The 5,124-nt window shown below is 66.2% G+C and carries 3 protein-coding genes; 2 read left to right on the top strand and 1 reads right to left on the bottom strand.

Features of this window, described 5'->3' with window-relative positions; translation table 11 throughout:
• A partial coding sequence (locus B3587_RS02650; protein ID WP_292726344.1) for a DEAD/DEAH box helicase occupies window positions 1-1,272 on the top strand: 1,272 nt, incomplete at its 5' end.
• Window positions 1,273-1,411: 139 nt separating this feature from the next.
• On the opposite strand, the gene B3587_RS02655 is transcribed toward B3587_RS02650, so the two are convergent.
• Window positions 1,412-3,526 carry an intein-containing Rv2578c family radical SAM protein gene (locus B3587_RS02655; RefSeq protein ID WP_228179351.1) on the bottom strand — a complete coding sequence of 705 codons (2,115 nt, stop codon included), beginning with the start codon at window positions 3,524-3,526 and terminating at the stop codon, window positions 1,412-1,414.
• Between the two features lie 236 nt (window positions 3,527-3,762).
• Between B3587_RS02655 and B3587_RS02660 the strand changes: the two genes are divergently transcribed.
• On the top strand, window positions 3,763-4,926 hold the full coding sequence (locus tag B3587_RS02660) for an acyl-CoA dehydrogenase family protein (protein ID WP_292726346.1): 1,164 nt from the start codon (window positions 3,763-3,765) through the stop codon (window positions 4,924-4,926).
• Window positions 4,927-5,124: the final 198 nt, after the last annotated feature.

Consider the following 5,124-nt stretch of genomic DNA (forward strand, 5'->3'; position numbering starts at 1 on the left):
CCGACGCGCACGGCTGCCCACGAAGAGCACGTGGATGTCGTCCACGAGCGTCTGCAGGCCGAGGCCGTTCAGGCTGACGCTGTCGAGGGCGTCGGTTTCGGTGACCTGGGGCTCGGCGAGAACATCGTCCGTGTGCTCGCCGAGCTGGGGGCGGCATCGCCGTTCCCGATCCAGGCTGCGACCATCGCTCCGATCCTCGAGGGACGCGACGTGCTAGCCCGCGGCCGCACCGGCTCGGGCAAGACCATCGCCTTTGGCGCCCCGCTCGTGGAGAGCATTCTGCGTTCGCAGGCAGGAAGCCGTCGTGAGTTCGGTCGCTCTCCCAAGGCTCTGGTTCTCGCTCCCACGCGTGAGCTCGCGCTGCAGATCGACCGGACGATCCAGCCGATCGCCCGCAGCGTCGGCCTGTTCACGACGCAGATCTACGGTGGCGTGCCGCAGGCGCGCCAGGTCGGTGCCCTCAAGAAGGGCGTCGACGTCATCGTCGGCACGCCGGGCCGCATCGAAGACCTCGTCGAACAGGGCAAACTCGACCTCTCCGAGGTTCGGATCGCGGTCCTGGATGAAGCCGACCACATGTGCGAGCTGGGCTTCCTCGAGCCGGTGCAGCGTATCCTGCGCCTCACCGCGGACGGCAGTCAGAAGCTGCTGTTCTCGGCGACGCTCGACCGTGAAGTTGCCGCGCTCGTCGACGAGTTCCTCGTCGAGCCCGCCGTCTACGAGGTTGCTGGCGAGGACCAGGATTCGAGCACCATCGAGCACCGTGTTCTCGTGATCGACCACCGCGACAAGGCAGAGATCCTGACCTCGCTCGTCGACCGCGACGGCAAGACCCTCGTGTTCGCCCGCACGCGTGCGTACGCCGAGATGCTCGCGGAGCAGTTCGACGACGCCGGCATCCCGTCCCTCGCGCTGCACGGGGACCTGAACCAGGCCAAGCGCACGCGGAACCTCGAGAAGCTGACCTCGGGGCGGGTGCGGGTGCTCGTCGCCACGGATGTCGCCGCGCGCGGCATCCACGTCGATGACATCGACCTGGTAGTTCAGGCCGATGCTCCCGACGAGTACAAGACGTACCTGCACCGCTCGGGTCGCACAGGGCGGGCCGGTCGTGAGGGCCGCGTTGTGACGCTCATCACGCGTCAGCGTCGTCGCCGGATGACCGAGATGCTCGACCGCGCCGAGATCGACGCGCCGTTCGAGGACGCGCGCATCGGCGACGACCTGCTCGAGGAGATCGCGGGCCGTCAGCTCGCCGACGTCGACGCCTGACGCGCCGCACCACTCCCGGCACTCCCGCGCCTCTGGCACCCTGCGCTAGGTAGGAAATATCTCCGAGGTAGGACGAATCCCCACCGGATCGTCCTACCTCGGGTATTTGTCCTACGTCGAAGAGGAGTCGTCAGCGGCGTCAGAACAGCATGGCGGCGGCGTCAGCCCGCCTGCCGCGCGAGGTCGTGACGACGGATGCCGCCGCGCGGCGCGCAGCCAGACCGGGGACCGGCTCGCGTGGGGGAGCTTCTTCTTCGGCGTGGCCGGTCAGTCCGTGCACCCGCAGCAGCGGACGGACGCGCTTGGCCAGCCATTGCCGGTAGGCCTTCGGCGCGTAGGCGGAAGCGCCCGGATAGAGTCCGCGATACGAGCCGACCAACTCCGGATGCTCCCGCTCAAGCCATTGCCAGAACCACTGCTTCGCCCCCGGCCGCAGGTGCAGCGCGCCGAAGACCACCCGGTGTGCACCGGCTGCGCGGATGCGCCCCAGTGCGTCATCGAGCGTGGCGATCGAATCCGTGAGGTGGGGGAGGATCGGCATTAGGAACACAGTGACGCGGAATCCGGCATCCGTCGCTGCGCGGACGGTCTCGAGCCGCGCCGCGGCGCTCGGGGTCCCCGGCTCGAGGGTGCGCTGTAGTGCATCGTCGAAGACGGCGATCGACATCGCGAGCGAGATGTCGACCTCACGGGAGGCTTCCGTCAGAAGCGGAAGATCGCGGCGCAGCAGCGTGCCCTTCGTGAGGATCGAGAACGGGGTACCGGCATCCGTCAGCGCCTGAATGATCCCGGGCATGAGTCGGTACCGTCCCTCGGCCCGCTGATAGGGGTCGGTGTTCGTGCCGAGCATGACTGGGTCGCCCGTCCAGGAGGGTCGCGCGAGTTCCGTGCGCAGCACGTCGGCGACGTTGACCTTCACGACGATCTGCGAATCGAAGTCGCGCCCGGCGTCCAGCTCGAGATACTCGTGCGTGCCTCGGGCGAAACAGTTGTGACTGATGACGCCGTTCGCGATGAAATCACCGGTGCCGGTCGTGATGTCGACCATGTCGATGCTGTGCCCGAGGTCTTCGATTCCGACGACGCGGAGGTCACTCGATGTCTTCACCGCACCGTCGACGATCGAGAGCTTTCTCGTGATCGCGGGCCGTGAGATCTCGAAGAAACGCATTCGCGAAGCCAGCCCGCCCGTGACCCGGATAGCGCTCACCCCGTTCGGCCGCGGCCCCTCGGTGACGGCAGGGATATCAAAGCACGCAAGTGCCTCGCGGACCGTACCGAGCACGTCCTCGTTCTTGTTGCTGATTCTCAGCACACCCCGCGAACAGGAGCCTTCGGCGTCGAAGATCCCGCCCAGGTATCCGGCCAGCCATTCCTCGCTCGGGTCTGTAGGTCGCTGGATAAGGGCCTCAATTGCGGCCACCGCCTCTTTGCGTGCTGTATGGATAGCGAGCATGGCGCGCCGCTGCTCGGTTGCGGCTGTAAACGGCCTGACGTTGGTGGGGATTCCCTCGAGCGCCAATAGCGCCTGGGTGCGTTCGAGAGCCTCCGTGTCCGCGAGAGCGAGCCGAAAGGCGTGAATCGCGCCGGTGCGACCCCCACGCGGGTATGTCTTGTGCAGAATCATCCCGTCGCCCTTAATCATCCCCGCAAGGTAGCCCAGCCGCCACCATCTGTCGGTGGCGTCGTGCCCTGTGACTCTCGCCGCTCCAATCCCGAAACCCATCAGCCGGTTGTTAAAAGTTAGGTAGGGACGCTGCTCCGGTCCACTCATCGCTCCCGTCACGTGCTTCCAGCCTCGCTCGGTCAAGAAGCGGTGATCGGCGCTTGCGACGAGCTCTGTCCCATCGGCGAGGGTCACGCGGTGTGCGCGTCGGACCGTCGCCCACTTCGCGCGCACCGTTGTGGCAACGTACCGGCGGTACTCTCCGCGGCGTTCGGTGCCGATGATCGATTCTCCGACTCGAAGATCGCCGAGGGCGCGGGTGCGGCCGTCGGCGAGCAGGATCATGGTTTCCGGAGCTAGGCAGTACGAGCAGGCATGACTGCATCCGCGGTAGGGGTTCACTGTCCAGTCGAACGGCATCCCCGAGGCGCCGGGCACGTGGTTGAGGGCGCTCTTGGCGACGACCTCGTGAAAGGTCATCCCCGCGAACTCGGGTGTCGTAACGGATCGGACGAAGCCGCCGAGGTGCTCCATTCCGGGCAGCGCGTTGCCATCGCTCGCGCCGATCGTCTGCCCGTTCCACCGCATGCGCACAGTCGAACAAAAATACGATCAACTGTCAACCCGCAGGTTGGATTGCCCGAACTGGATGCCGAACCTGGAGGCATCCTACAAACGCGAGACGCAGTACCGCCCGACGTGAACCGCAATCCCACACGGGGTTCGAAGCTGCACCGGTACGCGGGCATAGAATCGCGTCGGCGACGGGGCCGATCCGCCGATTCCGGCAGGCCCGCGCCATCGATGTGGAAGGAAGGGCTCACATGGAGCGCGACATCTACGACGAAGACCACGAGGCGTTCCGCGACGTCGTCAAGGAGTTCGTCAAGCGTTACGTCACGAACGAGGCGATTGCCCGGTGGGATGCCGAAGGCGAGATCGACCGCGACACGATGAAGGCCGCCGGTGAGTCCGGGCTTATCGGCCTGTCGGTGCCGGAGGAGTTCGGCGGCGCCGGGATGCTGCAGGACTACCGTTTCCGCGCGATCGTCATGGAAGAGGTCATCGCGGCAGGCTCGGGATCGCTGGCCGGTGCTTTCGGCATCCAGGACGACCTGGCCGTGCCCTACCTCGTGCACATGGGTACCCAGGAGCAGAAGGAGAAGTGGCTTCCCGGTATGGCGACCGGTGAGGTGATCGGTGCGCTCGCCATGACCGAGCCCGGCGCAGGAAGCGACCTTCGCGGCATCAAGACGATCGCGAAGAAAGTCGACGGCGGCTACGTCGTCAACGGCGCCAAGACCTTCATCTCCAGCGGCAAGACCGCCGACCTGGTGGTCACCTTCGTCAAGACCGGCGAGGGCAACCGCCCGGATGCCTTCAGCCTGATGCTCATCGAGAACGGTATGGAAGGCTTCGACCACGGCAAGAAGCTGCACAAGATGGGCTTCCACGGCCACGACACCGCTGAGCTTTCGTTCAGCGACGTCTTCGTTCCCGAGGAGAACCTCATCAGCGGCCGCGAGGGCATGGGCTTCGTGCAGCTCATGATGAACCTGCCCCTCGAGCGCATGTCGATCGGTGTCGCGGGTGCCGCCGCGGCTCAGGCAGCCCTGGACTGGACCTTGGCCTACACGAAGGACCGCGAGGCCTTCGGGGAGCGGATCGCTGACTTCCAGAACACCCGATTCCGGCTTGCCGACATGGCTGCCGACGTCGAGGCGCTGTGGGCATATACCGATCGGGTTATGCGCGCGTACGCCGACAAGAAGCTCTCGGCCGAGGAGGCCGCGAAGTACAAGTTCTGGGCGACCGAGCGAGAGTGGGCGGTCCTTGACCTCGGGGTCCAGCTGCACGGCGGGTACGGCTACATCACGGAGTACCCGATCGCGCGCGCGTTCCTCGACGCTCGCGTCCACCGCATTTACGGCGGTACCAACGAGATCATGCGCGAGATCGTCGGGCGTGACCTCGCTGGCAAGCGCTGATCACACCTGCGACAGGATGCCGCGACACCGCCCTCTCAGGAGGCGCGGGTCGCGGCATCCGTCGTTCGTGGTGCCTTGGCGAGGGACAACTCGGCTGGGTGAAGGACAACTCGGCTGGGCGAGGGACAACTCGGCTGGGCGAGGGACAACTCGGCTGAACGGTTAGGCGATGCCCCAGGGGAAGAAGAGGGCGAAGAG

Source organism: Microbacterium sp. UBA837 (assembly GCF_002296025.1).
Lineage (GTDB): Bacteria > Actinomycetota > Actinomycetes > Actinomycetales > Microbacteriaceae > Microbacterium.